General features: G+C 62.2%; 26 protein-coding genes. 17 read left to right on the top strand and 9 right to left on the bottom strand.

Features of this window, described 5'->3' with window-relative positions; all coding sequences use genetic code 11:
* Positions 1 to 54: 54 nt before the first annotated feature.
* The 4 genes from OUZ52_RS03795 to OUZ52_RS03810 form a co-directional block, all read right to left on the bottom strand.
* Positions 55 to 513, bottom strand: coding sequence for an ABC transporter substrate-binding protein (locus tag OUZ52_RS03795; protein WP_266156980.1), 459 nt, complete (start codon positions 511 to 513; stop codon positions 55 to 57).
* Entirely contained in the window at positions 492 to 998 is a 507-nt protein-coding gene (locus OUZ52_RS03800; protein WP_266156981.1) for an ABC transporter substrate-binding protein, read from the bottom strand. The genes OUZ52_RS03795 and OUZ52_RS03800 overlap by 22 nt, the downstream gene beginning before the upstream one ends.
* A gap of 119 nt (positions 999 to 1,117) precedes the next feature.
* Positions 1,118 to 2,506, bottom strand: a complete 1,389-nt coding sequence (locus OUZ52_RS03805) for a sensor histidine kinase (RefSeq protein ID WP_266156982.1) — start codon at positions 2,504 to 2,506, stop codon at positions 1,118 to 1,120.
* Positions 2,499 to 3,191 carry a response regulator transcription factor gene (locus OUZ52_RS03810; RefSeq protein WP_266156983.1) on the bottom strand — a complete coding sequence of 231 codons (693 nt, stop codon included), beginning with the start codon at positions 3,189 to 3,191 and terminating at the stop codon, positions 2,499 to 2,501. Before OUZ52_RS03810 ends, OUZ52_RS03805 begins: the two co-directional genes overlap by 8 nt.
* 129 nt (positions 3,192 to 3,320) lie before the next feature.
* Between OUZ52_RS03810 and OUZ52_RS03815 the strand changes: the two genes are divergently transcribed.
* From OUZ52_RS03815 to phbB, 3 genes are all read left to right on the top strand, one after another.
* Positions 3,321 to 4,550 carry an OprO/OprP family phosphate-selective porin gene (locus tag OUZ52_RS03815; RefSeq protein ID WP_266156984.1) on the top strand — a complete coding sequence of 410 codons (1,230 nt, stop codon included), beginning with the start codon at positions 3,321 to 3,323 and terminating at the stop codon, positions 4,548 to 4,550.
* A gap of 69 nt (positions 4,551 to 4,619) precedes the next feature.
* The gene (locus OUZ52_RS03820) at positions 4,620 to 5,936 is read left to right on the top strand and encodes a CitMHS family transporter (RefSeq protein ID WP_266156986.1); all 1,317 of its coding nucleotides are present in this window, start codon (positions 4,620 to 4,622) and stop codon (positions 5,934 to 5,936) included.
* Positions 5,937 to 5,970: 34 nt separating this feature from the next.
* Complete coding sequence (gene phbB, locus OUZ52_RS03825) at positions 5,971 to 6,711, top strand: acetoacetyl-CoA reductase (RefSeq protein ID WP_266156987.1); 741 nt, start codon at positions 5,971 to 5,973, stop codon at positions 6,709 to 6,711.
* A gap of 23 nt (positions 6,712 to 6,734) precedes the next feature.
* On the opposite strand, the gene OUZ52_RS03830 is transcribed toward phbB, so the two are convergent.
* A complete protein-coding gene (locus OUZ52_RS03830) occupies positions 6,735 to 7,181 on the bottom strand; it encodes a hypothetical protein (protein ID WP_266156989.1) in 447 nt (148 codons plus the stop codon).
* Positions 7,182 to 7,420: 239 nt separating this feature from the next.
* On the bottom strand, positions 7,421 to 8,281 hold the full coding sequence (locus tag OUZ52_RS03835) for a helix-turn-helix domain-containing protein (protein WP_266156990.1): 861 nt from the start codon (positions 8,279 to 8,281) through the stop codon (positions 7,421 to 7,423).
* 78 nt (positions 8,282 to 8,359) lie between these two features.
* Here OUZ52_RS03835 and OUZ52_RS03840 point away from each other — a divergent pair, with 78 nt between their 5' ends.
* Together OUZ52_RS03840 and cutA are read left to right on the top strand one after the other, a co-directional pair.
* Positions 8,360 to 8,818 carry a DUF3224 domain-containing protein gene (locus OUZ52_RS03840; protein ID WP_266156992.1) on the top strand — a complete coding sequence of 153 codons (459 nt, stop codon included), beginning with the start codon at positions 8,360 to 8,362 and terminating at the stop codon, positions 8,816 to 8,818.
* 7 nt (positions 8,819 to 8,825) lie between these two features.
* Complete coding sequence (gene cutA / locus OUZ52_RS03845; protein WP_266156993.1) at positions 8,826 to 9,149, top strand: divalent-cation tolerance protein CutA; 324 nt, start codon at positions 8,826 to 8,828, stop codon at positions 9,147 to 9,149.
* A gap of 42 nt (positions 9,150 to 9,191) precedes the next feature.
* On the opposite strand, the gene OUZ52_RS03850 is transcribed toward cutA, so the two are convergent.
* The 3 genes from OUZ52_RS03850 to pdxR all read right to left on the bottom strand — a co-directional run bounded on the left by OUZ52_RS03850 (position 9,192) and on the right by pdxR (position 12,800).
* A complete protein-coding gene (locus OUZ52_RS03850) occupies positions 9,192 to 9,599 on the bottom strand; it encodes a cupin domain-containing protein (protein WP_266156994.1) in 408 nt (135 codons plus the stop codon).
* A gap of 73 nt (positions 9,600 to 9,672) precedes the next feature.
* On the bottom strand, positions 9,673 to 10,677 hold the full coding sequence (locus tag OUZ52_RS03855) for a TlpA family protein disulfide reductase (RefSeq protein ID WP_266156997.1): 1,005 nt from the start codon (positions 10,675 to 10,677) through the stop codon (positions 9,673 to 9,675).
* Between the two features lie 671 nt (positions 10,678 to 11,348).
* Entirely contained in the window at positions 11,349 to 12,800 is a 1,452-nt protein-coding gene (gene pdxR, locus OUZ52_RS03860; RefSeq protein WP_266156998.1) for a MocR-like pyridoxine biosynthesis transcription factor PdxR, read from the bottom strand.
* Positions 12,801 to 12,887: 87 nt separating this feature from the next.
* On the opposite strand from pdxR, the gene OUZ52_RS03865 reads away from it, so the two are divergent.
* The 12 genes from OUZ52_RS03865 to purH all read left to right on the top strand — a co-directional run bounded on the left by OUZ52_RS03865 (position 12,888) and on the right by purH (position 25,131).
* A complete protein-coding gene (locus OUZ52_RS03865; RefSeq protein WP_266156999.1) occupies positions 12,888 to 13,604 on the top strand; it encodes a glutathione binding-like protein in 717 nt (238 codons plus the stop codon).
* A gap of 62 nt (positions 13,605 to 13,666) precedes the next feature.
* Positions 13,667 to 14,575 carry a DMT family transporter gene (locus OUZ52_RS03870; RefSeq protein WP_266157000.1) on the top strand — a complete coding sequence of 303 codons (909 nt, stop codon included), beginning with the start codon at positions 13,667 to 13,669 and terminating at the stop codon, positions 14,573 to 14,575.
* Between the two features lie 90 nt (positions 14,576 to 14,665).
* A complete protein-coding gene (locus OUZ52_RS03875) occupies positions 14,666 to 16,894 on the top strand; it encodes a protein-disulfide reductase DsbD family protein (protein ID WP_266157001.1) in 2,229 nt (742 codons plus the stop codon).
* Between the two features lie 82 nt (positions 16,895 to 16,976).
* The gene (locus OUZ52_RS03880) at positions 16,977 to 17,528 is read left to right on the top strand and encodes a TlpA family protein disulfide reductase (protein ID WP_266157002.1); all 552 of its coding nucleotides are present in this window, start codon (positions 16,977 to 16,979) and stop codon (positions 17,526 to 17,528) included.
* A 187-nt stretch (positions 17,529 to 17,715) separates the two neighbouring features.
* Positions 17,716 to 18,174: a type II 3-dehydroquinate dehydratase gene (gene aroQ, locus OUZ52_RS03885; RefSeq protein WP_266157003.1), complete on the top strand. Its 459-nt coding sequence runs from the start codon at positions 17,716 to 17,718 to the stop codon at positions 18,172 to 18,174.
* An 87-nt stretch (positions 18,175 to 18,261) separates the two neighbouring features.
* A complete protein-coding gene (accB, locus tag OUZ52_RS03890) occupies positions 18,262 to 18,720 on the top strand; it encodes an acetyl-CoA carboxylase biotin carboxyl carrier protein (RefSeq protein ID WP_266157004.1) in 459 nt (152 codons plus the stop codon).
* Positions 18,721 to 18,734: 14 nt separating this feature from the next.
* Entirely contained in the window at positions 18,735 to 20,105 is a 1,371-nt protein-coding gene (accC, locus tag OUZ52_RS03895) for an acetyl-CoA carboxylase biotin carboxylase subunit (RefSeq protein ID WP_266157005.1), read from the top strand.
* 137 nt (positions 20,106 to 20,242) lie between these two features.
* Positions 20,243 to 20,938, top strand: a complete 696-nt coding sequence (locus OUZ52_RS03900; RefSeq protein WP_266157006.1) for a DUF7716 domain-containing protein — start codon at positions 20,243 to 20,245, stop codon at positions 20,936 to 20,938.
* A 69-nt stretch (positions 20,939 to 21,007) separates the two neighbouring features.
* A complete protein-coding gene (prmA, locus tag OUZ52_RS03905; protein WP_266157007.1) occupies positions 21,008 to 21,904 on the top strand; it encodes a 50S ribosomal protein L11 methyltransferase in 897 nt (298 codons plus the stop codon).
* Between the two features lie 118 nt (positions 21,905 to 22,022).
* The gene (locus OUZ52_RS03910; RefSeq protein WP_266157008.1) at positions 22,023 to 22,811 is read left to right on the top strand and encodes a zinc-ribbon and DUF3426 domain-containing protein; all 789 of its coding nucleotides are present in this window, start codon (positions 22,023 to 22,025) and stop codon (positions 22,809 to 22,811) included.
* Positions 22,812 to 23,072: 261 nt separating this feature from the next.
* Positions 23,073 to 23,360, top strand: coding sequence for a helix-turn-helix domain-containing protein (locus OUZ52_RS03915; RefSeq protein ID WP_114845052.1), 288 nt, complete (start codon positions 23,073 to 23,075; stop codon positions 23,358 to 23,360).
* Between the two features lie 181 nt (positions 23,361 to 23,541).
* Complete coding sequence (gene purH, locus OUZ52_RS03920; protein ID WP_266157009.1) at positions 23,542 to 25,131, top strand: bifunctional phosphoribosylaminoimidazolecarboxamide formyltransferase/IMP cyclohydrolase; 1,590 nt, start codon at positions 23,542 to 23,544, stop codon at positions 25,129 to 25,131.
* Positions 25,132 to 25,199 lie beyond the last annotated feature (68 nt).

The raw sequence follows: 25,199 nt of genomic DNA on the forward strand, positions 1-25,199 counted from the left end.
CCCCTGCGCTGGGGTGAGGGCGAACCCCGACAACCGCCCCCCGAACACGAAAACCTATCTAGCGCGAAGCTCACCCTGCCCGCCCTCATCCTGCTGCGGCAAGGGTGAAGCAGAAGATTCACCCAGCGCGCTTTTCCAATCTTCAATGAAATTGCGCCGCTTCCATCGATCCAGATAGACCAGCAGGCCGGGGCCCAGGCGGATCGGTCGCATCGGTCCACTGGCGCTGCTGTCGAGCGCAAAATCAAGTGCTGGCCGGGGTAGATCTTTGCGTATGGGCAAAATGCCGCCTTCTCGCGCCAGCACACTTTGCCCGCGGATAGACAGTAGATAGTCGACGAAATGCGCGGCCTCGCCGGGGTGTGCTGCGGTTTTCGGGATCAGCACGGTGCGGGTGATCACCAAGGTGTAATCCTCCAACAGCACCATCGCCAGCGGTGCGCCGCGGGCGATGCGTGCATGGACATACGAGCCGAGCAGGTTGTAGCCGATCAACAATTCGCCGCTTTCCATGCCATATTGCCCATGCGGGAATCTTGAGTAGCCAGCAGATAGCCCAGACCGCTAGTGATCGCATCATAGGTGCCGATCTTCCCTTTTAAGGGCTCGCTGGGATCCAGCAGCATGTTCAGCAGCGCCTTGTGTGTATGCGGTACTTGCGCGGCAGGCAGCCGGCGGGTGTCGTAGACCAGCACGATAGGTTCATAGCTGAAACCGAAAATCTGCTTGCGCCATTGCGCCCAGCCGGGCAGCGCTTTGCTCTGATCAGTGACATGGGTTTGCGCGTAGCCGTCATTGACCAGTTTGGTTTGTAGATCCATAGCGCTGCTGATCAATAGGTCCGGGCTATTCGTTGCCATGCGGCCGGCAAGAAAATCTGCGTACAGTTTTTGCGAGTCGTATTCCTGATAGCGGATCGTGGTGCTCGGATTGAGCTTGATGTAATCCTCGATCAAGCCAGCAAACCTATCTGTGTTGGTAGAGCTGTAGATGTTCAACGTGATCCCACCGGGTTGTCGCGCCGGATAAACGGTGAGCGGTCTGTTGGCCGCCTGCAATGACAGGCTTGAGCAGCCAAGGCATAGCGAGACCAGCCAGTGTTTCAGCGCGATACGGCTCATGTGGCGGGCGCCTTGGGGATGTCCAGAATGACCCGCAGGCCGCCTTTGCGGCGATTCTCCAGCGAGATGCTGCCGCCGTGACTGAGGATCGCCCGCCGCGCAATCGCCAGCCCCAGGCCCGCGCCGCTGACGGTTGCAGCGCTGCCGCGCTGGAAGCGTTCAAACACACTGCCGGCATCCGCCGCTGTAATGCCGGGCCCGTGATCGGCGATCTCCACGCGCCAGCATGCGGCGTAGGAGTCGAGCGCGAGACGCAGCGGGCCGCGCTCGTGCGCACCGTGTTTCAGGGCGTTGTCGATGAGATTTTTAATTGCCTCACGCAACATCAGGGCATCGCCGCGCATGGGCGCGGGCGCATCAAGCCCATGCAGCTCCAGGCTTGGCCGCGGTTCGCGCTGAGGCACGCTTGCGTACAAGGCCTGACGGATGATCTCGGCCAGGTCGAGCGGCTCGAAGCGGCGCAAATGGTCGCGATGGCTGACGCTTGCATCGCTCAACAATTGATTGGTCAGGCGGGTCAGTGTTTCGGCATTGCGTTCGATCGCCAACAGACTCAGGTGCTGTTCGGCCGGATCGCTCTCGTCCACGGCGACTTGCGCCTGCGCGCGCAAAGCCGCCAGCGGCGTGCGCAATTGATGCGCGGCTTCACCGATAAAGGCACGCAAGGTATCGAGGTTTTCCGCCAGCCGGATCATGAAGCGATTCAGCGCGTGAACCAGCTGCAACATTTCCTTTGGCACCGGTCCTTGCAACGGGCTTAGATCGGAAGGTTCGCGCGTACGCAGATCGTGTTCCAGCCGGCCGATGGGCCGCCATGCCCGATGGACCGCCAACCAGCCCAGCAACAAGGCCGATACGGTGAGCAAGGCAATCGCCAATGTTGCCCGCCAAACGATGTCGTCGGCCAGGGCATCGCGGGCCAGGCTGGTTTGCGCCACCTGTACACGAGCCCAGCCGTGTTTGCTGCGGTCGGCCGACCAGCGTTCGAGGCTGATCACACGCACGCGCTCACCGCTATACATCGCATCGTAAAAGACTTGCGAAGCCGTGCCCGAGGGCGGCCCTGGCAGATCGTCGTAGCCACTCAGGGTGCGGCCGTCGGAGGTTACGATGCGGTAGAACACGCGGTCGTCCGGCGCCATCGCGAGCAAGTCGAGCGCGGCGTAGGGCAGATCCATTTTCCACTGGCCGCGATCCAACGTAACGCCGTCGGCAATGGACAGTGCGGAAGCCGCCAGCAAATGGTCATAGGCGGTATTGGCTGCACTTCGACCATAGCGCTGGGCCACAACAAACAAGGCGATCATGCCGAGTAGAAACAACGCGCCGAGATAAGTCATCAGCTTGCGCCGGATCGAACCACGCACCTGCAACGGGCTATCCATCGCGCAGGGTTTCGGCGCGGTCCACGGCTTCGGCCATATAGCCGACTCCTCTTACCGTCTGGATGCGTACCGCCGTGTCGCCCAGCCGTTTGCGCAGGCGCCCCACATACAGTTCGATGGCATTGGGGCCGCCGTGTTCGGCGAAACCGAATAGGCGATTGGTCAGTTCTTGCTTGTCGATCACCTGCCCGAGCTGGCCGATCAGCATCTCCAGCAAGCTGTATTCGCGCCGTGGCAGATCTATCGGCTGACCGTGCAGGGTGAGTCGCCGCGCGGCATGATCGAGGCGCAAGCCACCGATATGGATCACGCTAACCCCATGCGCTTGACTCCGCCGAAGCAAGGCGCGGCAGCGGGCTTCAAGCTCGCGAAAGTCGAAAGGCTTGCCCAGATAGTCGTCAGCACCGACATCCAAAGCGCTGACCCTATCCTCGATCTCGGCGCGGGCGGTAAGCATCAGTGCCGGGGTATGGTCACCGCGGTCGCGCATGTGCCGAAGAATGCCGATGCCGTCCAGTCGAGGCAAACCGATATCGAGTACCACCAGATCGTAGCGTTCGTACTCGAGCAGTCCGCTTGCGCGCATTCCATCTGCTTGCCAGTCCACGGTGTGACCGCCGCGTCGCAATCGCCGGGCGATGGTATGGGCAAGCTCGGCGTGGTCTTCAACCAGCAAAATTCGCATCGTTTCTCCGTCAAGGCGTGAAACATCATAGGCCTTAACGGCTGCGCGGCCAGGATGCGGCGCAACATCGAATGACAGGTATTTGACAGCTAGATTTACCTAGCCTGCCTTCCATGTTGATCGCTTGATATGAGCGATACGCAAGGAGATTGGCAGATGCGCAATGGACGGATCGCAGCGATAGCCCTGGGGCTAAGCATCGTATGGCAGTCCCTATCGGCTGAATCGGTGACGCCGTCGTGGCTGCTGCCGCCGATCAAGGAGGCGAACGGTCGCATCACCGCGCAGCTTGGCGGTCGTCTGCATCTGGATTTCGTGAGGTTCGACAATGATAACCGTGGCGCAGGTAATGCCGGTGGCATTCAGGTGCGGCGCGGGTGGGTCAATCTAGTCGGCAAGATCTACGATTTCGATTATCGCGTTTCGGTGGATCTGGCCGACAACCAGGTGTCTTACAAAAGTTTTTATCTGCGTCGGCGGATCGGTCCAGGCAGGTTGATTCTCGGCCAGTTCAAACCTTTTTTCTCGTTGGACGACACCATCAGCTCCGACAACATCATGCTGCTGGAGCGTGCTTTCGTCGCCACTACGGTGGCCCCTTTGTTCCGTCTTGGAGCAGCCTATCAGGGGCGGTTTCACCAACTCACCTATGGCTTGACCGCCTACAGTCTCAACGATATCGACGGCGTGCGTTCCAATGGCTCGGGTCAGGCGGCACGCTTCACCTGGTCGCCGCCCAGCGCCGAAAATCGGTTGTTGCACCTGGGCTTGTCGCTGGCCAAGGAACGCTACTCACGCAGCAATGCCACAGAACAAGGACGGGCCGCCAGCCTCACCGTGCGTCCCGTAGGCGCCAAGGGCGACGATAGCCGGCTCAACCTGCTCTTGTTCCGCAACGGCGCACCGACGGATGTAATCAAGAGCGCGTTGGAGCTGGGCACAGTCTATGGCCCTTGGTCGTTGCAGGGCGAATATGCGAATGCCCGTTATGACGATGGCATTCAGCGCGCCGTCGTGACGACGTACTACACGCAACTGAGTTATGCCCTCACCGGCGAGTCGCGCCCATACAACCGCAATGTCGGACGCTTCGACGGCATTGGACCGCGCAACAAACGATCGGGTGCATGGGATCTCGTATGGCGCTACGACCATATCGATGGCCGTCAGCGCACGCTGGGCGACCTTCCACTCAGCCACCGCGCGGTGGATGCCTACACGTTAGGCCTCACCTGGACGTACAGCGCCAATCTGCGCCTGATGCTTAATTTTATTCATAGCCGCAGTCGCGATCGGCTGACTCACTCCACGCTCGACAACACCAACGCTCTGGCGACCCGAGTGCAACTCATTTTCTGATCGCATCGCCATCGTGCGGCGTTGTGCCGCGACGATGCGATTCGACCTTGCCTGATAGGGAGCAATATTTTGCTGACACTACTTGGATTTGGCATGGTGATCACGTTCATGACGTTGATCATGCTCAAGCGATTATCGCCAGTGGTCGCGCTTATCGCTATTCCCATCATCTTTGCGCTGTTCGGCGGCTTCGGCAGTGACATCGGCGAGATGATGCTGAAAGGCATCAAGAAGATCGCGCCCACCGGCGTCATGCTGATGTTCGCGATCCTCTATTTTGGCGTGATGATCGATGCCGGCCTGTTCGATCCGCTGGTCAACCGCGTGCAGCGCATGGTCAAAGGTGACCCGCTAAAAATATTGGTGGGCACGGCGGTGCTGGCCATGACGGCGGGGCTGGATGGCGAGGGCACAACTACCTACATGATTTCGGTATCGGCGATGCTGTCACTGTGCCGACGCTTTCAAATCAGCACCATAAAAATGGCCGGGGTGATCATTCTAGCCAGCGGGGTAATGAATATATCGCCCTGGGCCGGGCCCATGGCACGCGCGGCTACCGCACTGAACGTGGACACGGCCGAGGTTTTCATGCCGATGATTCCAGCCATGCTGGCAGGCATGCTGGGCGTGGTCATGGTCGCCTGGGTGTTGGGCATGGGCGAGCGTCGCCGGCTCGGTTACCGCCGCGATCAGCCACTCATCCCCAGCCCAGACGAGGACGATGCCGACCCGGTCTTGCCGAAGGTCGAGGTTGCCGACGATTTGCGCCGCCCCCGGCTCATGCTGGTCAACCTGTTGCTTACCATTGGGCTGCTCACCGCCCTGGTGGTGAACATGTTGCCACTGCCGGTGTTGTTCATGATCGCCTTTGCGCTGGCGATCACGATCAACTACCCGAACATGTTGCTACAGCGACAGCGCATTGCCCATTACGCGGGCAATGCCTTATCCGTGGTCGTGGTGGTATTCGCGGCCGGCATTTTCACTGGCATTTTGTCGGGCACCGGCATGGTCAAGGCCATGGCTGGCAGCCTGCTGGCGATCATCCCCGATTCCATGGGGCCGCACTTGGCGGTCATCACCTCCATCATCAGTATTCCGTTGACCTTCTTCGTCTCTAACGATGCGTTCTACTTCGGCATTCTGCCGGTGCTGTCTCACACCGCCGCCCAATACGGCATTACGCCGCTGGAAATGGCGCGCGCCTCGTTGGTGGGCCAGCCGGTGCATCTACTCAGCCCACTGGTGCCGTCCACCTATCTACTCGTGGGCATGGCTGGCATCGATTTCGGCGATTTCCAGCGTTTCGCACTGAAGTGGGCCTTGTTGATGTGCCTGGCACTGCTAAGCGCCTCGCTGTTGCTCGGCATTGTTCCTCTGTGACTGGCGTGCGCGCCAACCAATCTTGGAGATATCTATGAGTTTGCGTATTGCTTACGTCACCAGCGGCATGGGCAGTCTGGGTACCGCCATCTGCCAACAATTGGCCCGCAGCGGCCACACCGTGGTGGCTGGCTGCGGCCCCGCTTCGCCACGACGGCTGGAATGGCTGCGTGATCAGCGAGCGGGCGGCTTTGACTTCATCGCCTCCGAAGGCAACGCGCGCGATTGGACATCCACCGTTGCAGCCTTTGACAAGGTGCGCAGTGAAGTAGGGCCGATCGACGTGCTGATCAATAATGCCGGCAGCGCTCGCGATGTGTTGTTTCGACAAATGACCCCGGACGACTGGTCCGCGGTGATCTCCAGCAATATCAATTCGCTGTTCAACGTCACCAAGCAGGTTGCCGAGGGCATGGTCAAGCGCCGCTGGGGACGCATCATCAACATTGCTTCGGTGAGTGCGCAAAAAGGACAGATAGGCCAGATCAACTACGCCACCGCCAAGGGCGCGGTACAAGGATTTACCCGCGCGCTGGCCGCCGAGATCGCCGCGCACGGCGTCACCGTCAACACGGTGTCGCCGGGATATATCACCGGTACCGCGCTTAGCTCGTTTCCACCCGACATGCTTGATCGGCTCGCTGCCAATGTGCCGATGCGGCGACTGGGATCGCCTGACGAAGTGGCGGCGGTTTGCGCATGGCTGGCTTCCGACGACGCCGCGTTCGTCACCGGCGCGGACTATGCCGTGAATGGCGGTGCCTACATGGGTTGATCAGGCCGACCAGCCCAACGGGCTTATTTGAACTGGCCGCGGCGAAACACGCTTTCGCCGTCCAGCAGAACGCGCAGCTCGAAATGCAGCGGAAAAACCGCCGCAACGGCTTGACCGAGTGCGTCGGCAAGCTCGTCGTAATCCGCGGCGGCATCGGCGTAGCCCACAGCGGGCAGGCATAGGTAACGGCCCGACGTAACCAACGAGGCGTGGCTGATCTCGACCCCCTCGTCGGTCGATACGCCGACGAAACCACTCAGCTCCAAACCGCTTGAGGTAGTGAACGCCGCGGCGACGGATAACGAAAAAGCTCCCTGCGGAACCACCGTCGTATCGAGTGGGCGAACCCATGTTTCATCCTGCCCCTCAACCTCTTCTTCGTCATCGGCAAACGCCCAGACGTGAAAGGTATCCAGATCGTCGGCCGTGAGTTCGTCAATGGGTTTGCGCGTGAGCAGGGTGGGCAACATGCTTCGACCTTTGGTCTTGTAATGGAACGGGCAGCGGCGAAGCATCGCATGCCTGCGTGACGAAGCGAGGATATTTTCTGATCACGGCCAAGCCACGGCCTGACCGCGAGGCACGCTTGACCGGATGAGCGTGAGAGCTACTTCGTCAACAACACCGGAGTGCTTCGCCATCGCCCGCTTCATACGCGCCGGATGAGCGCATCAGCCACCCATTGACCAGGACTTGACTCCGATAAACGCTACGAAGTGGATCGGCGCTCCGCCTGCGCATAGTCGTTCGGCGAGCGCCCCACCAGCTGGCGAAAGTCGCGGATGAAATGCGCCTGATCAAAATAGCCTAGCTCCAAGGCCAGGTCGGCCCAGAGCACCGGCTTGCCTGCCTGTAGTTGCGCAATCGCTTCATGCAGGCGATAGCGGTTGATGACCCATTTCGGACCGACACCGACATATTGTCGAAACAAGCGTTGCAGCGCGCGTTTGCTTAAGCCGCTGAGTGCTGTCAGTTGCTCCACCGACGTCAGGCTGCGATCGTTGGCAATATCGGCAACCAGCGCCGCGATGCCCGCCAGTTGCGTATCCGCCGAGGGCCGATGAGCGGACAGCAGCTGTTCTGCTACCGCCGTCATGCCATCCATGTCGGCACAGGCAAGCACCTCGCTTTCGAAGCTTGCCGCCGATGCGCCGAATACCTCGGTCACGCCCATCGAGCGATCCATCAACGTAGCTACCGGCGCACGCAGAAAAGGATAAAAGCCGCCGGCCCTGAATTTGACTCCGAAAACCCGGCCCTGCCCTTCGAGCAGGCGCGTAAAGCGGCCGCTATGCACACCGTAGATACGTGTGCAGCCAGCCTCGATCACTAATTGCACATTGGGATGCGGCAACGTTTCCTGCTGTTGCGCCGGCAGGCCACGGAGATCCCAGCCGACTAGCCAGTAGTGCTCGATCCACTCCGCCAAAGCCACCGATGGCGCGCGCCGGACGTGCTGAAACTCGCCATGATCCAGCCGCGTCTTCAAGACACCGCGCGGTGGGCCCGGGTCAGCGCCAGGCTGTCGCGTTTTTCCAATCATCGGCGCGGCACTTTCGCTGTAATCCATGGCAAGGCGGCGCCCACCACGCCGTGCCCGAATGGTAAAGCAATCATGCGCACCCGATCATCCTCGTCAGCAGGCATCATGGCGGCCCTAGGCCTCATGTTTGGCCTGCTTGTTTCAGCCCCATCGATGTCGAAGGAAGCCACCACCATGCACGCCAGCGGACCTTTTGAAGTGAAGTTGACGCCACAACCGGCAATACCCGGCATCGAGCCGGCACGCGTCGATGCGCGCACCATCGACAAGCAGTTTCATGGCGAGCTGGAGGCGCACAGCCTCGGCGAAATGCTTTCGGCCGGCGGCGAAGTGCCCGGCTCGGCCGGCTATGTGGCGATCGAACGCGTCACCGGCACGTTGCACGGCCGCCATGGCAGCTTCCTGTTGCAGCACAGCGGTACGATGAATCGCGGCGAGCCGCAATTGGCCATCCATGTCATCCCTGATTCGGGTACCGAACAACTGACCGGGCTGACCGGCAGCATGGCGATCATCATAGAGCATGGACAACACTCATACACCTTCGACTACCAGTTGCCATAACCTGCCCATGCCCCAGACCGTCTTGCTCTGCTATTGCAGCTGCCCCGATACCGCCAGCGCCCAGCGGCTGGCGGAGACCCTGGTCGGCGAATCACTCGCCGCCTGTGTCAATCGCCTGCCCGGCGTGCTTTCTACCTATCGCTGGCAAGGTGCGGTAACCACGGATGACGAGGTGTTGCTGTTGATCAAGACCACCGCGGAGCGCTTCGAGGCATTGAAGACGCGCCTGCTGGAGCTGCATCCCTACGAACTGCCCGAACTGATCGCCGTGCCGGTGGATCGCGGCCATGCGACCTATCTGGACTGGGTGCGGACAAGCGTGAAAGATTGAATCCGCCAGCGCAAAACATAGGGCCACGACCTACACTGCCAACTACTTCGTAATCATCAACTCAGCGCTAGGTTTGGCCACAAAAACCACCAGCATGCTTGCCGGCTCGCTGCTGCTGGCGTTACCGCTGACCCGGTGCTCGGTGCCCGCGGGCTCGAACCAGCTCTGGCCCACGCCATAAACCTTGACCGGGCCATCGGCCAGCTGGCTGCGGATATGCCCCGACAACACGTAAACAAACGCATCGGCGTCATGATGATGCGGCGGCGTCGATTGGCCAGGCGCATAAGTCACCGTGAGCGCGCTGAGTTGTTGCCCCGGCGCCTGGGTCAACCTGGCCTGCAACAGCGACTGCTCCTCCGCGCCGGCAGCGATAGCGGGGCTACTGCAGCCAAGCATCAGCCACAGCGTGGCAAATAGTCCTTTTGCAAAAATCGAGCCGTGATTCATAGCCTCACCTTGATGGTTGAACAGGGATACGGGAGCAAGTGAACGCGAATGGATGACCCACGCGGCCAGATACTCAACGTGCCGACAAGGCCCGCAGCGTGCTGGAAAGCTGCGCGTCCACGCCTTCAGTGCGGCGTACGATCTTGCCGTCGGCATCGATCACCAACAGCGTCGGCACATGCATCACCCGAAAGCGGCGAAACAAGCTGCCCGATTCATCGAGCGTCAACGGAATGCCGATGTGATGCTCGTCGCGATAGCTGCTCAAATCGTCCTTGCCCGCCCATAGACCCGAGGCGATACCAAGCCAACGCGTAGAGCCTTGGCGCGACAACTTCGCCACCTGCTCGCGTACCGCACGGCAACTCGCGGCGACCGCAGGACGGCTGCTCGCCAGATACGACTCGCACCAGGGCGACAGAAACACCAACACCGTAGGCCGCTTCACCGCGGCGTCTTGCGCCTGAAACGTCGCGCCATCGAGCGTCTGTGCGCTGAAAGCAGGCAGCCGATCTCCGATATCGACATGCGCAGCCTCCTCCTGCACGCCACTTTTCGATGCCGCCGCACCGGCCATCGGCATCGGCGCTGCCGTGCGTGCGGCGAGCAAGGCCGCATCGAGCTTGGCATCCGCCATATGGCCCACATACTGAATGCGCCCATCGCGACCGATCACGATGTGCTGCGGTGTCACCCGCAAATTGAACGCCTCGCCCAAGCTGCCATCGTCAAACACGATCGGCATCTGCAAACCCATTTTCTGACGATACTTGCGCACCTCCTCCACCGTATCGTCAAAACCGACGTCGATAGCGATCACCGCCAGATCCGCTCCGGCCTGCTCATAGGTATGTTCCAGGTGCGGCATCTGCTCACGACAAGGCACGCACCAGGTCGCCCAGAACTTCAAATAAACCGCTTGCTTGCCATACAGACTGGCCAGATCGATGGTCTTCCCATCAATCGTCTTCAACACCAACCGCGGCGCCAGCGACCCCACCAGCCCATGCCCCGCAGCCTCAGCCCGCTGCTGCCCGGTATCCGCCCGCAACGGCAGCACGCTCAACGAAAACAACAAACAAAAAAGCCCCAGCAAGATGCGCATAGTCGATGATCGGGTAGTTACGATGCCGCCATACTGGCGACATCGCCCCGCGCCGATAAGAACCACTTTGCGCAAATCTAAGGGAGCCACCTTGAGGAGCGTTTTTTTGAGCGCTTCGGCATGGAGCCGACACCCTGGCGCTACTCCTGACTATCGAAAAGCCCCCTTCCTAACCTCCCCCTACACGTAGGGGGAGGGGCAAAAGCCTGAGCGCCGACGATCAACGCGAACACCACACACGACCGATACGGTTGCCGTTGCCGTTGCCCTTGCCTTTGCCTTTGCCCTTGCCTTTGCCCTTGCCTTTGCCTTTGCCTTTGCCTTTGCCTTTGCCTTTGCCTTTGCCTTTGCCTTTGCCTTTGCCTTTGATGTTGCCGTTGCTCTTGACGTCAGGGGCCCCTGTGCGTCGGTGAGGGCTGGACGATCAGGCCCGCAGGGGACTCGGCATGGACGCCGAGTCCTTTTCGCCAGGGCAGGAGCCCTGTCGAAAAGCCCGGCCAACCCTCACGCACCCGAAGGGCGACAAGCGGGGATGGCCTTCTCTTTGGTTACTTTCTCTTGGCCACGCAAGAGAAAGTAACTCGGTCTCCGGCAGGAGGGCGAAACACGCCGCAGGCGACCAGCTCACGAAAACTCCACAAAACCTACTCACCCACCCAAAGCATCACCCGCCGCACCGCCTCATCGATATACCGCACATCCACTGTTCCAAAACCAAACGCCAACCCATGCGGCACCAACGCGCCCACCGCATACCCGCCCAACCCCTCCAGCTGAATCCCCTCCTCGGCAGCCCGCTCAATCATCCGATCAATCTCAACCGTGCTCGGCAACAACGCCGCCAAATGCAAGCCCGCATCCGACGGCAACACCTGCACCGCGCTGCCACCATAGCTAGCCAGCGCATGCAGCAGCGCCGCCCGCCGCTGCGCATAAACCTTATGCATCTTGCGGACATGCCGAACCAAATGACCTTCCGCGATAAACGCCGCCAAGGTGTCCTGCGCCACCACATCACAATGCCAATCGCTTAGTTGCTTGGCCTCGGCCAGCGCCGGATGCAGCCACGGCGGCGCCACCACGTAGCCCAACCGCAAGGTTGGGAACAGACATTTGGAAAACGTGCCGACGTAGCAAACCGAACCGTGTCGGTCGAGCGTTTGCAACGCGTCCAGCGGGCGCCCGCCATAACGGAATTCACCGTCATAGTCGTCTTCGATAATGGTCGCGTTGTGCGCTTGGGCAAACGCCAATAACGCAGTGCGCCGACGCGGCGACAACGGCATGCCGAGTGGAAACTGGTGCGATGGGGTGACGTAAATCACCTGGGTCGAAGCAGGCAGTTGCTCGACCACCAGCCCTTCGTCATCCACCGGCACCGCCACGACATTGGCGCCTGCCGCGGTAAACGCCGCACGCAATGGCGGGTAACCCGGATCTTCCATCGCCAAGGTGGTTTGCCCTGGCGTCACCAGTACCCGCGCCAACAAATCGAAGGCCTGCTGCGCACCGCTGGTGACGATGACATCGTCGGCTTGGCAGGCCACCGCGCGGGCAAACGAGACATGTCGGGCGATGGCCTCTCGCAGCACGGGGCGCCCTTCGGCCGGGCCATACACCGGCGCCGCCTTGGACAAATCGCGCAATGCCCGCGCCGACAAGCGCCGCCATACCTCGAACGGAAACTGCCGGTTATCCGGAATGCCCAGCCGGAAATCCTGCGGCGACGACACCTGCCGCGCCAGCGAATGAGCCCCGGCGGACTCGCGCCAGTAAGGCGCCAGGCGGCGCTGCATGTCGGCGTGACGGCTCAGCGCGCGGCCATGGCCATGGCGCGCCAGCAAATCGGCGACATAGTTCCCCGCCCCGCGCCGGGCGATCACATAACCTTCGCTGAGCAGCAAGTCATAGGCCGCCACCACCGTATTGCGCGAGATCTGCAGCGCTTCCGCCAGCTCACGGGTGGCCGGCAAACGAAGTCCTGGCTTCAAACGGCCATCGAGAATCGCCGCGTGCAATTGCCCATGCAAGGCGCGCAGCCGTTCGCGTGTGCCGGGCGGCGGCAAGACGATCGGGAACCCGAAAATTGGATCCATTAAATGTCCGATATGTGGATCTTATGGGGGCCCAAAATTACACCTAATCTGTGTCCCACGTGCAAAGCCCTACCGGAGCATCCGATCATGATCGACCTTTATTACGCCGCCACCCCCAATGGCCTCAAGGCACGCTTGTTTATGGAGGAGGCCGCGCTGGCCGGGGCGGACCTGCCGTATCGGCTGCTACCGGTGAATATCGGCAAGGGCGAGCAGTTCAAACCATCGTTTCTGGCCATTTCACCGAACAACAAAATTCCGGCCATCGTCGATCACGCACCCGCCGATGGCAGCGCGCCGGTCAGCATGTTCGAATCGGGGGCGATCCTGCTTTACCTCGCCGAGAAGATCGGCCGCTTCATCCCTACCGATATTCACGGCCGTGCCGAGGTGCTGCAGTGGCTGTTCTGGCAAATGGCCGGACTAGGCCCGATGGCCGGGCAGATCGGGCATTTCAATGTCTTCGCGCCAGAGAAGGTGCCTTACGCGATCGAGCGCTATAGCAAAGAAACGGGTCGTCTTTATGGCGTGCTCAATCAGCGGCTGGCCGATCGCGAGTTCATTGTCGAGGAGTTCTCTATCGCGGACATCGCCTGCTATCCATGGCTGGTGCCGCATAAGGAGCACGGGCAAAACCTGGCCGAGTTTCCGCATCTGCAGCGTTGGTTCAACGCCATGGCGGCACGGCCGGCCACGCAGCGCACCTATAAAGGTGTAGCCAATCCGTATGCGCCGCAGGGCAAGCCAATGTCTGACGAAGAGCGCAAGGTGCTGTTCGGACAAAGCGCCACCACCACGCGTTGATCGCAGCCGCCGCAGCGGCAACCAAAGCCATTGCCTGAAAACCTCCCTTGCCGAGCCCTCTCATGAAACGCTCTGACGTCGGTGTATTGCTGTTGCTGGGAGCCCTGTGGGGCGCCTCGTTCTTGTTTATGCGCATGGGCGCCGATGCCTTCGGCACCATGGCGCTGGCGGGGATGCGGGCGATCGGCGCCGCGCTGTGCTTCTTGCCATTGCTGGCCTCGCGCCAGCACATGGCGGAACTGCGCGCGCACTGGCGGCCCATTGCCTTGTTTGGCCTGACCAATTCGGCCCTGCCCTATGTGCTGTTTTCGTTCGCCGCAAAGATACTGCCGGCCGGGCTTTCATCGATTTTCGATGCAATTACCCCGCTGCTGGTCGCCGCCTCAGGCTGGCTGTGGCTGGGCGAAAAACTCGATGCGCCGCGCATCTGGGGTTTGTTGATCGGCTTGGCCGGCGTGCTGTGGCTGGTTGGCGATACCGCCGGCTTCGGCCATGGCGGCGCCACCGCCGGCTGGGCCATGGCCGCCTGTGTGGGCGCCACCGTGTGCTATGCGTTCTCGGTGCATTACAGCCATCGTTATCTGCGCCATGTCTCGGTCATGACCTCCACCGCCGGCAGCCAGGTCGCCGCGGCGCTGCTACTGACCCCGTCCACGATCTGGCTATGGCCGGCCACGACGCCGGGGCTGCAAGCCTGGTTCGCTATGGCCGGGCTGGCGGTGGCCTGTACCGCGCTGGCTTATTTGTTGTTCTTTCGCTTGATTGCCCGCGCCGGCACAGCGCCGACCATGACCGTGCTGTACCTGATCCCGGCCTTCGGCGTGCTGTGGGGCTGGCTGTTTCTGGACGAAGCCTTTACCGCAGCGATGGCCGTGGGCTGTGCGGTGATTTTGCTCGGCACCGCCTTGACTACCGGATTGATCCGTTTTCGCCTGGCCGCAGTCGCCAAGCCAGCCACCGAAGAGACCTGAGTACACGGCTAACCGGCTTCACCCGGCCAGCTGCGCCATAATCCCCTTTCACCCGCGTCCAGGCGCGGGCCCTCTGAAGCTGGAGTTGCAATGCGCTCGACCCTTCCCGGCCGTATGGCCGCACGATTCACCGCCCTGCTCGGCCTGCTGTTATTTGCCTGGCTGCTTTGCTCGGGATCTGCGCTGGCGCAGGATACCGAGGATGGACTACTACCGGTCACCGAGGCTTACAAGCTCAGTGCCGATGCCGGTACACCGGGCGTCGTCAAGCTGCATTGGGTGATTGCGCCGGACTACTACCTCTATCGCGGCCGGATGAAATTCAAGCCTGGCGAAGGGATCACCCTGGGTGACGCACAGCTGCCGGACGGCAAAAAACATCACGATGAATTCCTCGGCGATGTCGAGACTTATCACGACGCTGTCGACGCCAGCGTGCCTTACAGCGTGGCCCCCGGCACCCAGCGGCTAAAGCTTTCGGTGCAGTACCAGGGTTGCCACGAGGTCGAGCCCAAGATCTGCTATCCGCCGCATACCGAACAACTGGATCTGCCGCTGCCTGGCGCTGACACGGCAGCGACCGATGCAGCGGCGGGCAGCTTGGGCGCAGCGCTCAATCAACTGGGTGCCGGCAAACCCGGCGGCGCCAGCCAGGGGATGGATGCCGCGCCGCTACCGGCTGAGCAGGCTTTTCATTTCGAAGCCTTGGCGCGTTCGCCGAAACAGCTGCTGCTGCGCTGGAGCATGCCCAAGGGCTATTACCTGTATCGCGATCAGACCCGCGTGCAATTGAAAGACGCGGCCGGGCTGCAGCTGGGCAAACCCGCCTGGCCGGCAGGTGGCGTAGCGCATCAGGATGCGAATTTCGGCAATGTTATCGTGTACTTCGATCAGGTCGAGTTGCCGGTGACGATCGAAGGCGATGCCGCCGCGCAAAAATCACTGCAGCTCGTAGCCAGTTTTCAGGGTTGCCAGGATGGCGGCCTGTGCTATCCGCTGATGACCCGCGCGGTCAGTATCGATCTCGGCAGCGGGGCGGCAGCTACCGGTGTCAGTGCGGAAACCGCGCCGCAGGCGCCGCCGGCCGAGGTACTGGCCAAGGCCGCGGCAACCGCCCCCGCCACCACCGAGTTCACCCTGGCGCTGGTGCTCGGTGCGCTATTGGGCGGCTTGTTGTTGAATCTGATGCCCTGCGTGTTGCCGGTGTTGTCGCTGAAGGTCATCGGTGTGCTGGAAAACGCCAGCGAACTTCGCGCCTTGCGCCGGCATGCGGTGTTCTACACCGCGGGCGTGCTGCTCAGCTTTGCGCTGCTGGCGGTGATTGCGCATTTGTTCGGCAAAGGGCTGGGCGCGCAATTGCAAAACCCGACCATGGTGGCGGTGCTGGTCTGCGTGATGCTGGCCGTGGGGCTGTGGCTATCCGGCGTGGTGGAGTTCGGTGGTTCGCTGGGTAACGTCGGTCAATCGCTGGCGGCACGCAAAGGCCCCAGCGGCGATTTCTTTACCGGCGTGCTGGCGGTGCTGGTCGCCACGCCATGCACGGGTCCGTTCATGGGTCCGCCGATGGCCTATGCGCTGAGCGCGCCGCTGCTGCAAAGCTTGCTGATCTTTATGACGCTGGGTCTGGGCTTGGCGCTGCCGATTCTGGCGATTGCCGCGGTGCCGGCCCTGGCCCGCCTGCTGCCGCGTCCTGGCCGTTGGATGGAAACGCTGAAGCAAGTGCTGGCCTTCCCGATGTATCTGACCGCGGCCTGGCTGGTGTGGGTATTGGCCAAGCAGCGCGGTGCCGATGCGGTGGGGCTGGTCTTGGTCTCGGCGGTGTTGTTGGCGATGACACTGTGGTGGCTCGAGCGCAGCCGCTCGCGCGGTGCGCTGAGCCGGGCATGGGTTGCTGTGCTGGCCCTGGCGACGCTGGTGCCGCTGTACTACGTGGCCAGCTTGCCACCGCCCAGCGCGGTGGCGGTCGCTGAGGATGGCGTGGTGGCGTATTCGCCGGAGAAGCTGGCCGAACTGCGCAAGGCGGGTACGCCGGTGTTGGTCGACATGACCGCCGACTGGTGTGTTACCTGCAAGGCGAATGAGCATGCCGTGCTCGATACCGATGCCTTCCGTGCCCTGCTCAAGCGCACCGGTGCGGTTTATATGAAAGGCGACTGGACCGACGTCAACCCGACCATTGCCAGCTTTCTGCAGCAGTACCACTCGCCCGGTGTGCCGCTGTATGTGGTGTTTCCGAAAAACGGCGGCGAGGGACGCAAGCTATCCACCGTGCTGACCTCGTCGCTGGTCGAGCAGGCCCTGACCGAGGCGGCGCAGTGACGCTTACACCAAGCACCACCCCGGGCGGCTTACGCACAAAGAGCGCTAAAGGCTCCTTTCAACCAGCCTCGGGTAAGCAGCGATGAGCCGCAGCAACTGGGCGATCCTGATGCTCGCGGTACTGGCCGCCGCCGTAGGCGGCTGGTTTCAACATCAGCAGCAGACAGCGAAAGTAACCGCCGGCGTGCCGGCCGCGGTCGGCGGCGTCGGTGAGTTAGGCCCCGAGCTGTCGCTGCCGGGCATCGACGGCCGCGAACACCGGCTTGGCGACTTCCGCGGGCGCCGCGTACTGCTTAACTTCTGGGCCAGCTGGTGCCTGCCCTGCCTGGAAGAAATGCCGGCGCTGGCGCGCATGCAGGCTAAGTTCGGCGATCAGGGGACGATCGTCGTCGGCATTGCGATGGACAAGCCGGCGGCGGTGCGCGAGTTCCTGGCCGCCCATCCGGTGCCTTACCCGATGTTGCTGGGGCGGCTGGACAGCCCCAGCACCTCGCTGCGTTTCGGCGATGCCGCCGAGGTTTTGCCTTATAGCGTGCTGCTCGATGGCGATGGCCGGGTGCTTGAGCGCCACGTCGGCAAGCTCACGCCGCAGCAGCTGGAAACGTGGCTAAAGCCCTCCTCGGGGCAGCCTTAGGTCTGGCCGCGGCGGCCTCGCGCTACCGCGGCCATCACCCCGCAGAAGCAGTCGGACATACGGCGACGCACGGTTGTCATGACACTTCTCCGCCGAACTGCGCCGAACTGCGCCGAACTAGACAACATCCCCGAGTGCGCGCACACTCCGCCCGTTCCGGATCTGCCGGAAGCTGACGGGATGCGGTGTGGCAAAGATCCTGGTCCTGCACGGACCCAATCTCAACCTGCTGGGCGTTCGCGAGCCGGATATCTATGGACGCCAGACCCTGGCCGACATCAATGCCGCCCTGGCCGCGCAGACCCAGGCCGCCGGCCATGAGCTGGTCTGGTTCCAGTCCAACGCCGAGCACGAGCTGATTGGCCGCATTCATCAGGCGCGCGACGAGCAGACCGCGATCATCCTGTTCAATCCCGGCGCCTTTACCCATACCAGCATCGCCCTGCGCGACGCGTTGAGCGGGGTGGCCATCCCGTTTATCGAAGTGCACCTGTCCAACGTGCATGCGCGCGAACCGTTCCGCCAGCACTCGTACCTGGCGGATATCGCGATCGGCGTGATCTGCGGCTTTGGTGCCGACAGCTACCGCCTGGCGCTGGAGGCGGCCATCGCCCGACTGGGTCGCCCAGCCCCCATCTCGCCCTGATTCGTATTCAACCCGGCTGACCCCGGGCTACTTTTTCCACTCCCTCGTCGCCACGGCGGCAACCACAAACATAGAAGGTTTGACCGAATGGACCTGCGCAAGATCAAAAAACTGATCGACCTGCTCGAAGAATCCAACCTCGCCGAACTGGAGATCAAGGAGGGCGAGGAAGTCGTCCGCCTGTCGCGCGTACCCAAGGGCACCGCAGCCATGGCGCCCGCGCCGGTCGCCGCACCCGCTCCGGTGGCCGCCGCTCCAGTCGCTGCCGCACCGGCCGAACCGGCCACCCCGGCGGCCAAGGCCCTGCCCGATGGCCACCTGGTGAAGGCACCGATGGTCGGCACCTTCTACGCCTCGTCGACCCCGGGCGCCGCCGCCTTCGTCAAGATCGGCCAGCAGGTCAAAGCCGGCGAGACCCTGGGCATCATCGAAGCAATGAAAATGTTCAACCAGATCGAAGCCGACGTCGCCGGCACTGTGCAGGCCATCCTGGTCGAAAACGGCCAGCCGGTGGAATTTGACGAACCCATGTTCGTGATTGCCTGAGCCGACCCAAGACCATGCCTAAGCTTGAAAAAGTCGTCATCGCCAATCGCGGCGAAATCGCCCTGCGCGTGCTGCGTGCCTGCCACAGTCTGGGTATCAAGACCGTGGCCGTGCACTCCACCGTGGACCGCAACCTCAAGCATGTCGGCCTGGCCGACGAGTCGGTGTGCATCGGCCCCGGCCCTTCCGTCGACAGCTATCTCAATATCCCGCGCATTATCGCCGCGGCGGAAATCACTGACGCCCAGGCGATCCACCCGGGCTACGGCTTTCTCTCCGAGCGCGCCGATTTCGCCGAGCAGGTGGAACAGTCCGGCTTTATCTTCATCGGCCCCACCGCCGAAGTGATTCGCCTGATGGGCGACAAGGTCGAGGCGATTCGCGCGATGAAGGCCGCTGGCGTGCCTTGCGTGCCCGGCTCGGGTGGCCCACTAGGCGAGGACGTGGATGAAAACATCCGCATCGCCCGCGAGATCGGCTATCCGGTGATCATCAAGGCTTCGGGCGGTGGCGGCGGTCGCGGCATGCGCGTGGTGCGCACCGAGGCCCATCTGGGCAATGCCATCACCATGACCAAGCAGGAGGCCAAGGCGGCCTTCGGCAACGATCAGGTGTACATGGAAAAGTTTCTGGAGAATCCGCGCCATGTGGAAATCCAGGTATTGGCCGATGGCCAGGGCAGCGCCGTTCACCTCGGCGAGCGCGACTGCTCGATGCAGCGCCGGCACCAGAAAGTGGTCGAAGAAGCACCGGCGCCGGGCATCACGCCCGAGCTGCGCGCGCAAATCGGCAAGGTCTGCGTCGATGCCTGCCTGCGTATCGGCTATCGCGGCGCCGGCACCTTCGAGTTCTTGTTCGAGAACGGCCAGTTCTACTTCATCGAAATGAACACCCGCATCCAGGTGGAGCATCCGGTGACCGAGCTGATCACCGGTATTGACCTGGTGCGCGAGCAGTTGCTGATCGCCGGTGGCGAAAAACTCTCGATCAAGCAAGAAGACATCGTGCTGCACGGTCACGCTATCGAGTGCCGCATCAATGCCGAAGATCCCGACACCTTCATGCCAAGCCCCGGCACGGTGAAACGCTTCGAGGCGCCGGGTGGCCCGGGTGTGCGTGTAGACACCCATTTGTACGACGGCTATCGCATTCCGCCGAACTACGATTCGATGATCGGCAAGCTGATCGTGCACGGCCCCGACCGCGAAACGGCGATTGCGCGTATGCGCCTGGCGCTGGCCGAGACGGTGATCGAAGGCGTCAAATGCAATATTCCGCTGCAGCAGCGCATCATGGCGGACGTCGGATTCCAGCAGGGTGGCCAGAACATCCATTACTTGGAAAAGCGCAGGGCCGAACAGAAAGACCAACACCCCGCCGGGTAATCGCAATGGGTTGAGCGATGTGTTGAAAATACGCACCGCCTGAATTGAAAAGACCGAGTAGGCTGGGCAACGCGGAGCGTTGCCCAGCCTGTTTCCACGCCATAGAAAGGCAACTTGCTTCGCAAGGAAGCACTGCGATGATCATGCCTGCCCCTGACTCACCAGTCCTGCTCACCTTGCGGGAAACCATCGAGGCCATCGTCGCCAGCTGCGACGACGGCGATGTATGGGACCGCTATGCCTGGGTCTACGCCAGCAACGGCGATACCCTGATCCACCAGCGCTTTTATCTGTCCAGCGCCGAGGACGAAGAAGACCTGCTGATCGACGAAAGCGGCGAAGCCTTGCCGCCGTTTGCCGCCGAGCGAGGCCTGCATCATTACCTCGAAGCGGCCACCTTCGCCGATGCGCTGATCGTGCAAAAGCAACAAAAGCCGCTATCGGAACTCGACGACTACGCCGCCGCGCTCGATCATTACGTTCGCCGCGATGCGTTTCTCGATCTCGGCGATGTCCACAGCGGCACGGGCGACGTCCCCGCACTGCCCGGCATCGCCCGCCATCTCGCCACCGAATACGACCTGCAACTGGCCGCGTGCCCGGCCGAACGCGTCGGCGATGCCGCCCGCGCCACCGCCCACCTGCTCGACATCTCTGTGGCCGCAGCGCTGGCGCGTTGCCGCGCGCTTCCGCTGGTGCTGGGCGAACGGGTCGATACACCGCGTTGCAGGCAAATTCAACAAGCCTTCGCTGCCTTGTCGCTGCCCTTGCAGCAAACCATCTATCACGCCCTGCCCTGGCAGGCCGAGGGCAACCGCACCCACGCAGCGTGACGATGCGGCGATTCGCATCACTCCCCGTCAATCGGTGACAATGCCTGCTTTCCGTCGGACCCTTCGCCCATGCCCTGGCTTGAACTCTCACTCACCGTCCGTGCCGAGCAACAGCCGCGCGTGGAAGAAGCCCTGGACGACCTGAGCGCGCTGTCGATCACGCTGCAGGACGCCGATGCGGAGACCCCTGACGAGCAGGCCATTTTCGAGCCTGGCGTGGGCGAGCTGCCGCTATGGCCGACCATCACCCTGCAAGCCTTGTTCGAGGCCGACTGTGATCGCCGCGGCCTAAGCGAGGCGTTGAACGAACTGCTGCCATGGCTGGAACCGGATCAGATCCTGTTCCGCGACGTCGCCGACGAAGACTGGGAGCGCGCGTGGATGGATCAGTTCAAGCCGATGCCGTTCGGCAAGCGCTTGTGGATCTATCCATGGAATATCGAACCGCCCGCCGATGACGATACGGTCATCGTCCGACTCGATCCGGGCCTGGCCTTTGGCAGCGGCACGCACCCAACCACCGCGCTGTGCCTGGAATGGCTGGACGGGCTGGATCTACACGGCAAAACGCTGATCGATTACGGCTGCGGCTCGGGCATTCTCGCCATTGCCGCACTCAAGCTCGGCGCAGCCCAGGCCGTCGGCGTCGATAACGACCCGCAGGCGCTCACCGCCTCGGCGGACAATGCCGAACGCAACGGTGTCGCCGACCGGCTCTCGCTGTTCCTGCCGGAAGATCACGAAGCCGAGCCGGCCGAAGTCTTCATCGCCAATATTCTCGCCGGCCCACTCGGCGAACTCGCGCCGACCTTCGCCGCTGCGGCACAAGCCGGCGCACCGTTCGCGATCTCCGGCATCCTGCAAGGTCAACAAGACGAACTGCTGCAACGCTACGGCGAATGGTTCGACGAGTTGCGCGTGGATACGCGGGAAGACTGGGTGCGCATCAGCGGCAAGCGCAAGTAAATTCACGCAGTCGGCAGCAGGTGCCGATAGCGCGGCGCGCTGATCACGCCCGGCGAATACACCTGCGCGTGACAGCTTCCTCTTTACTCTTAAGGCGTTACTGTTCACGCTTCGCACCATGTATTCCCAATGCCCCGAATGCCTCACCGTGTTCTCGCTGGATGCGGCAACACTTGCGCAGGCGCGCGGGCATGTCGTGTGCGGACATTGCCATGGCCAGTTCGATGCACTGACCAGCCTGACCAGTCAGCTGCCACCGGAGCCGTTTCAGCAATTGCCGCTACGCACCGCATCGGGGCAGCCGCCACTGGTGGAGTTGGCGGTTTACCGCCCCGCGCCGGAGCCGCCGGTGGTCGCCGAAGACCCTCGCCCCGCCGCCGAAGATTTTTCGCAGCTGTCGTTCTCGCCGCGCTTTGCCCGCGCGAAGCGCAAACCGACAAGCCGTCGTTGGCCGTGGGTTATCGCGAGCATCACGCTGCTCTTGGCATTGGCTTTGCAAGTTGGCTGGGCCAAGCGCGACCTGCTGATCACCGACCCCACGGTAGGCGGCTGGCTACAGCAGGCATGCAGTAGCCTCGGCTGCCAGCTGCCGCTGGTGCAGGATGTGAAACAGTTGCGCTTGCTGGCGCGCGATGTGCAGGCGCACCCATCGGTGCCGCATGCCCTGCTGATCAGCGCCACGGTGCGCAACGACGCAGCCTTTGCCCAACCTTATCCGATGGTGACCATCACCTTGTCGGACGTGGATGGCAAACGTATCGCCATGCGCCGGCTACATCCTTCGGAGTATCTCGGTGACAGCCTCACCCAACAACGTGGCCTGCCGGCAGGTGGCAGCACCGCGCTGGTGTTTGAAGTCGAAGACCCCGGCGACAAGGCGGTCGCCTTCGAATTCGGTTTTGAATAAGCCCGGAAATGTGCCCAAGAGCCTGTTCAACGCCACTCCCTGGCTCGCGCCGGGAGACTTTGTACAGGCTCTCAGATAGTTCGAGTTTCAAAAAAAGCTAAGTAGCCAATAGTCAAGCCACTTAAATTTCTTGGTAGGCGCGGGTAAACTCGACCCCTTCGTCTTATGCTGCACCCGGCGTTCCATGCGAGCCGCCGCCCGCGGTATCTGCCATAACCCATGTAGCGACCTATGTAGTTGCTACGTCTGTAGTGAGAGGGATTGCCTGTGAACGCCGTGAGACTGCCTGCCACCGAGGCTGTAAAAGAGTCCTCGTCGCAGAGCGCACTGAGCGAATGCGTCAGCCGCACCGTCCGCCGTTACCTCGCCGATATCGGCGACACCGAGTGTGACGAAGGTCTGCATGCATTGGTGATCCGCGAAGTCGAAGGCCCCTTGCTGCGCGAGGTGCTGGCGTTTCATGACGGCAACCAGAGCCGCGCCGCGGCGGTGCTTGGCATCAACCGTGCCACCTTGCGCAAGAAGCTGGCGCAGCACGGGTTGCTGTAAACGGGGAACGGGGAACGGCAAAAGCATCAGCCGCCAGCCGTCTTTGTCATGCTCTTTCGGTCTGGATAGCCCTGGCCATGCCAGGCCCTGCAGCGCCTCTGCGTATACCCTGTTTCCCATTTCCCGTTCCCTGCTCCAACTGAAAGCTATAATGCCCGGCTTTACCGTTCTGGAAGCCGTCATGTCCGCACCTGCTGTCACGCCTGTCCGCCGCGCCTTGTTGAGCGTCTCGGACAAGACTGGATTGATTGAACTGGGTCAGCGGCTGACAGCTGCGGGTATCGAGCTGCTATCCACCGGCGGCAGCGCCAAAGCCTTGCGCGACGCCGGCATTGCGGTGAAAGACGTCAGCGACGTCACCGGCTTTCCCGAAATCATGGATGGCCGCGTCAAGACCCTGCACCCGAAAGTACATGGCGGCCTGCTTGGCCGGCGCGGCACCGATGCCGCGGTGATGGCGCAGCTGGATATCGCCCCGATCGACCTGCTGGTGTTGAACCTGTATCCGTTCGAAGCCACCGTCGCCAAGGCCGACTGCACGCTGGAAGAAGCCATCGAGAATATCGATATCGGCGGCCCGGCGATGCTGCGTTCCGCCGCGAAAAACTGGAACGATGTCGGCGTACTCACCTCACCCGATCAATACGCCGAAGCCTTGACCGAGATCGAACAGCAAGGCGGCCTGAGCCGGGCCACGCGTTTCAAGCTGGCGGTAGCCGCCTTCAACCGTGTCTCCAATTACGACGGCGCCATCAGCGACTACCTGTCCGGCCTGCAACTCAACGAAGGCCACGACGCCATCGCCGGCCGCGCCGTATTTCCGCAGCAGGTCAACAGCCGTTTTGTGAAAGTGATGGATCTGCGCTACGGCGAGAACCCGCACCAACAAGGCGCGTTTTATCGCGACCTCGCTCCGGCCGCGGGCACCCTGGCGACCTTTCGTCAGTTGCAGGGCAAGGAGCTGTCGTACAACAACATCGCCGATGCCGATGCCGCCTGGGAATGTGTCCGCCAGTTCGATCTGCCGGCCTGCGTCATCGTCAAGCATGCCAACCCTTGCGGCGTGGCGGTAGCGGCCGACCCGCTGGCCGCTTACGAGCTGGCCTACGCCACCGACCCGACCTCGGCCTTCGGCGGCATCATCGCCTTTAACCGCCCGCTGGATGCCGCCACCGCCCAGGTGATTCTCAAGCGCCAGTTCGTCGAGGTGCTGATCGCGCCGGCGGTGGAGCAAGGCGCGATCGACGCCGCTGCCGCCAAGGCCAATGTGCGGGTCTTGGAAATTCCGCTCGGCGACGGCCACAACAGCCATGACACCAAGCGCGTCGGCTCCGGCCTGCTGATCCAGACCGCCGACCTGCGCATGGTCGAGCGCGGTGAATTGAAAGTAGTCAGCAAGCGCCAGCCCACCGCGGCGGAATTGAACGATTTGTTCTTCGCCTGGCAGGTCGCCAAGTTCGTCAAGTCCAATGCCATCGTCTACGCCAAAGACGGCCGTACCATCGGGGTCGGCGCCGGCCAGATGAGCCGTGTGGTCAGCGCAAAAATCGCTGGGCTGAAAGCCGAGGAAGCAAAACTGACGGTGCCGGGCAGCGCCATGGCCTCGGATGCGTTCTTCCCCTTCCGTGACGGCATCGACGCGGCGGCAGCGGCAGGTATTCGCGCGGTGATTCAACCCGGCGGCTCGATGCGCGACAACGAAGTGATCGGCGCGGCCGACGAGCACGATATGGCGATGGTCTTCACCGGCGTGCGCCACTTCCGTCACTGATCTCGCCCAAGCCTGGCCCGCTCTCGGCAGGGAGCGGGCGGGCGCCAGCGGGGATACCCGCCAGCCCC

Source organism: Dyella silvatica (genome assembly GCF_026283955.1).
GTDB lineage: Bacteria > Pseudomonadota > Gammaproteobacteria > Xanthomonadales > Rhodanobacteraceae > Dyella_C > Dyella_C silvatica.